The organism is Phormidesmis sp. 146-12 (assembly GCF_052939495.1).
In genome coordinates this window covers 5,146-9,974 of record NZ_JBJPHS010000168.1, presented here as the reverse complement: position 1 = coordinate 9,974, position 4,829 = coordinate 5,146, and the positions used below count along the sequence as shown (strand labels likewise).

Genomic DNA, 4,829 nt, shown 5'->3' with positions numbered 1-4,829 from the left:
TCTTAGCCTACATTTCCTTCCCATAGAATAAATCAACCCTACCCCAGAATGGGGGATTTAGGGGGCGAAAAGATGGACACTTCTCACAGATTCATCCCTCCAATCAGCAACGCCAATAACCGCAGTGAGTAACCTCATCGAATTCACATAACGTTAAGCTCGAATCGCTATCTAGTTTGACGTTGGTTACAGAGTCGATCGTAGGCTGCTGCAAAATCTTCCTGGGTAATTTGAATCGCACTCGGATCGCTCAGTCCTTGACCTCGATAGCGACGCACTGCTTCTAGAGCCGCTTGATTGCTCAATAGGGCTAAGTCCGCTCCATTCCAATCGTCGGTCAGGTCGGCCCAGGTGGCCAACGCTACTTCTGCCAAAGGTCGATCGTGGTTGTGAACCTGCAAAATCGCGAGACGACTCGTACGATCGGGCAAATCTACTTTTAGCTGCAAATCCAATCTTCCCGATCGCAACAAAGCCGGATCGAGCGCTTCAGGACGATTGGTTGCGCCGACTAAGAGCACATTGGGACAGTCGTGTAGTCCATCTAACTCAGTCAGCAGTTGACCCACGACGCGATCGCTCACACCCGAATCTCCCTGAAAGCTACCCCGCGCTGGAGCCAATGTATCAATCTCATCAACAAACACCACACAGGGAGCCGCCTGACGTGCTTTGGCAAACAGTTCTCTGACCGCTTGCTCGGATGCGCCCACCCATTTGCTCAACAGTTCGGGCCCATTGACGGCGATGAAGTTTGCTTGTGCTTGAGAGGCGACGGCTTTGGCTAACAGGGTTTTTCCGGTTCCGGGCGGCCCCCAGAGTAGAATGCCTCGTGGTGCTTTTGCTTTGGTTCGATGATAGAGTTCGGGATACAGCAAGGCACCTTCGACCGACTCTTGGAGCGTTTGCTTGAGGTCATCCAGTCCGCCGATCGCATCCCACGCCACATTAGGAGATTCAACCTCGACCGATCGCAAGACAGCAGGCTTGATTTGTTTGAGCGCTTGCAGAAAATCGGACTGAGTTACGGTTATCGTCGTTGGCACCGGGGCATTCAAAGCAGGCATCAATCGACGCAGCGCAGTGTAGGCAGCTTTTTGACAAAGTGCTTTCAAATCAGCACCCACCATGCCCATCGACTGATCGGCGATCGCGCCCAACTCCACATCTCCCAGCGGCATTGTCTTGGTCAGCAGCTTGAGAATTTCCAATCGTCCTGAGCGATCGGGCACCCGAAACTGCACTTCACGATCAAATCTACCGGGACGACGCAAGGCCGGATCGAGGTGATCGGGGCGATTCGTCGCTGCCAAAACAATCACGCCCTGAGTCTGAGCAAATCCATCCATCAAGCTCAACAGTTGGGCTACGACTCGCTTTTCGACTTCGCCTTCGACTTTGGAGCGATCGGGCGCAAGGCTGTCGATTTCATCAATAAACACCAGACAGGGAGCCGATTTCACCGCTTTGTCAAACAAACTTCGCAATCGGGCTTCGGCTTCTCCGTAGTATCGACCCATAATTTCTGGCCCGACGATCGCAATATAGTTGACTGCCAAATCTTCTGCCAACTTGCGGGCGGTCAAGGTTTTGCCTGTGCCAGGTGGGCCAACCAAAAGGACACCAGACGGCGGTTCTAGCCCCAATAGCGTCAGAAGATCCGATCGCTTGAGTGGCAGTTCGACCAGTTCTCGCAGTTCTCGCAAGACTTCAGACAATCCCCCAACCCCGGTGAGCGTGACGGCAGGAATGTCAGCTTGAGGCGGCGGCGTAATAATGACATTGCCACTAGAACTATCTGACTCATCGACAGTTTGACTCGAAGTGCGTGACGCAGTGCCAACCCTGGAAGCCTCGCCGCGAGAATGGTTAGAAACGTCTGGACTAAATGAGTTTTCGCCCCTGCCTTCGATCTCTCTGACAAAGCTTAAAAGTTCTTCAAATCCTTGATCTAGCCGTTCTTCAAGCTCTCTAAAAAGGTTATCCATAGGTTCGCACACGCCAATGCTTTTAGTATAGTTGGCAGAGTCTAGAGCGTGTTTTTGGCATCTCTGAGCCTGTCTGCCCTATCTTCAAAAGCACTCTGGACAACTTTGATGGCTTAAACCTTTAGCGACGATTTTTTTTGGATAAAGCCTCAATAAGGGTTAGCTTTTAGCAACTTTCGATCGACTCCAGGATAGTCTTCAAATCCCTTCACAAGTCGTAATATTACGTCAGCTCGATGAGAGTGACTCGCTTCGTTTCAATCGGCTTCAGCCCCCTAAATTCCCTAAAATTGGCAGCTTGGGGGGATGAAGTGCTGAATAACGGAGCGGAAAACCCCCATCGAATTCACGTTAATATTGAATGCGCTGGATTGAGAAATCAAGATGTTTAGTCCAACGCTAGTCGCTAAAAGCTAACCGCCTAAAGTGACTCGACTATTTGGGAGCCACGCGCTCTTTAAAGGATTTGCCCGCAGAAAAAGCAGGTACACGGGTCGCAGGAATCTGCATCGTCTCGCCTGTTTTTGGGTTGCGTCCTTCGCGAGCTTGGCGATCTCTGACTTCAAAGTTGCCAAAGCCTACCAGACTCACTTTGTCTCCTGTAGCAACGGTTTCCAAAATCGTGTCGAGCATTGCGCTCAAAATGGCATCCGCTTCCTTTTTGGTGACATCCGCTTTTTGCGCGATCGCATCTACTAATTCGCCCTTATTCATTGAGTTTCCTCACATAACAGACGCTAAATTGTAGTTCACGATCGTCTAGTGTGCAAGTGTACTAGAAGAAATCATCTTTTGGTCAGAGACTTAACGAGATTTTCCATAAAACACAAGACGCTGACCCGTGACTTTCGGCATAAAGTTTCTCAAACTGAGGAAGGGATCTTCTAGCTCAAGTATCCGTTTTTGGCGTTGCTGATTGGAGGGATGAATCTGTGAGAAGTGTCCATACTTTTCGCCGTTTGGCGGCTTGATCGCTTAGGTCGAGATCTCAAGCAGGGATGAATCTGTGGGAAGTGTCCATCTTTTCGCCCCCTAAATCCCCCAAAATTGGGGGACTTTGAACCTTGGGTTTCCCGCGCTTTGGGGCAATTCATCCCCTGATTCAGCAACGCCCCGTTTTTAACCAAACAGAGTTCAACCCAAAGACATTAGCCAGAGACGAAAGAATCCCTGCCTTCCCCTGATGTCCACAGCCCACAGCCCACAGTCCACAGGACAAATAGGGACAACGCTTTCGTGCACCTTCGGCTTAATTTTCTTGCCTCAATTCTCTAGCTCGTCATCTGTTGCACTAGAGCTAAGACCTGACTGCGACTTAGCTTTTCAGATCCATGCAGCATTGCGTCGAGGGTGGCGTGACCCAGCGCGAGAATGATTTGACAAAAATCCATTGCAGGGCCACCCAAAACCAGCGAAGCAGTGTAGGCATCGGCTAACTGAATGTTGCGACGGGCATAGGTTTGCAGATCATCGCTCGTCCAGCCGTCTGGGTAAAAATCAACGCCGCGCGTCAGGTCTTCACTGTGGTTACGAAGAATGTTGACCGCCTGCAACCCTCGACCAAAGCCGATCGCTTCAACTCGATCGGTCTTCGTGCCGTCATACCAGGCCCACAGATCCGAGAGCAGCAGACCCACCGAACCCGCTACGCTAAAAGTATAGCGATCGAGATCCTGTTCGGTTTGAATTCTCCAGTTGCAGTCGGCCCAGTGCGCCATGCGATCAGACATTGCAGCGGTAGCTTCCCAGATGCGCGGCGCAATCGAGTTGGGAGCCAGGGTTGCCCATTCTCCAATTCTCAGCGACACCTCTGGCAAGCGATCGACCGATTCACCAAACGCAGATTTGAACGCATCTTCTCCAAATCCGTCGATTCCTGACTGCAAAGTGAGACTAATTTCCCGTAAAATTTTGGCTTTAGTCGCATTTTCAAGCAGGGGATCGTCTTCAATTTCATCGATCGCCCGCATACATAAATAAGCAGATGCAACGGCTTCTTGAAGACCTGAAGGCAAACGACTGATGGGAATAAAAAAAGTCCGACTGGTCTCTTTCAGAATCTCTAAAGCGTCTTTACGTGGGTTCATGCTGTGTTCACTCCTCTCTCGAAACCTTTATAGCAGGTTGTGATCTAAAAATGGCGATTACGCTAGAAAGCACCGTTCTTAACTGACTTAAAGCAACTGGTTTCGATCGCACAATTTTCACTATTTTTGTCATGAATTATTGGTTAATGAAATCTGAACCCAATGTCTATGGGATCGCTGACCTCAAGCGCGATCGTCAAACGATTTGGGATGGAGTCCGCAATTATCAAGCGCGAAATTTTTTGCGATCAATGCAGTCTGGAGATCTGGTCTTCTTTTACCACTCCAACACGCTGCCTCCGGGGATTGCAGGTGTGATGAAAGTCATCAAATCAGAGGTTGCTGACCCAACGCAGTTTGATCCTGATAGCCCTTATTACGACGCAAAATCAACGCAAGATTCTCCCCGATGGCAAACCGTTTGTGTGGAATTTGTCGAAGAATTGCCCGATTTAGTTTCTTTAGAAATGCTGCGATCGACGTTCACCTCAGATGAATTGCTCGTCGTGCGTCAGGGCAATCGACTTTCCGTAATGCCAGTTCCTGAAGCGGTAGCTAAAAAGATTCTGACGATCGTGCCTGAGTAAATGCCTTGGGTGCCTGAACCTCCTCATTTTCTGTAGGTTGGTGTTGAGCAGAGCGAAACCCAACAAAAGCCTTTCTGCACCCAAAGCGAAAGAATGGTTACTCACCCTCACCGAAATTGCTCGATCGTCTCTTGTGTCCAGAGATCAAGAGATGGAGTCGATCGATT

4 protein-coding genes are annotated in these 4,829 nt (G+C 49.9%); 1 reads left to right on the top strand and 3 read right to left on the bottom strand.

The genetic code is table 11. The features are described from left to right. Positions 1 to 167 precede the first annotated feature (167 nt). From ACKFKF_RS32805 to ACKFKF_RS32795, 3 genes are all read right to left on the bottom strand, one after another. Positions 168 to 1,988, bottom strand: coding sequence for an AAA family ATPase (locus ACKFKF_RS32805; protein WP_446871582.1), 1,821 nt, complete (start codon positions 1,986 to 1,988; stop codon positions 168 to 170). A gap of 435 nt (positions 1,989 to 2,423) precedes the next feature. Next, positions 2,424 to 2,702 carry an HU family DNA-binding protein gene (locus ACKFKF_RS32800; protein WP_446859312.1) on the bottom strand — a complete coding sequence of 93 codons (279 nt, stop codon included), beginning with the start codon at positions 2,700 to 2,702 and terminating at the stop codon, positions 2,424 to 2,426. Positions 2,703 to 3,259: 557 nt separating this feature from the next. Further along, positions 3,260 to 4,075 (bottom strand): squalene/phytoene synthase family protein, encoded by an 816-nt coding sequence (locus ACKFKF_RS32795; RefSeq protein WP_446871581.1) that lies wholly within the window; start codon positions 4,073 to 4,075, stop codon positions 3,260 to 3,262. Between the two features lie 131 nt (positions 4,076 to 4,206). Here ACKFKF_RS32795 and ACKFKF_RS32790 point away from each other — a divergent pair, with 131 nt between their 5' ends. Continuing rightward, positions 4,207 to 4,662: an EVE domain-containing protein gene (locus ACKFKF_RS32790; RefSeq protein WP_446859315.1), complete on the top strand. Its 456-nt coding sequence runs from the start codon at positions 4,207 to 4,209 to the stop codon at positions 4,660 to 4,662. Positions 4,663 to 4,829 lie beyond the last annotated feature (167 nt).

Bases quoted from the DNA above. Each gene is read 5' to 3' on its own strand.
- ACKFKF_RS32805 (WP_446871582.1), bottom strand. From the start codon at position 1,988: ATGGATAACCTTTTTAGAGAGCTTGAAGAACGGCTAGATCAAGGATTT.
- ACKFKF_RS32800 (WP_446859312.1), bottom strand. From the start codon at position 2,702: ATGAATAAGGGCGAATTAGTAGATGCGATCGCGCAAAAAGCGGATGTC.
- ACKFKF_RS32795 (WP_446871581.1), bottom strand. From the start codon at position 4,075: ATGAACCCACGTAAAGACGCTTTAGAGATTCTGAAAGAGACCAGTCGG.
- ACKFKF_RS32790 (WP_446859315.1), top strand. From the start codon at position 4,207: ATGAATTATTGGTTAATGAAATCTGAACCCAATGTCTATGGGATCGCT.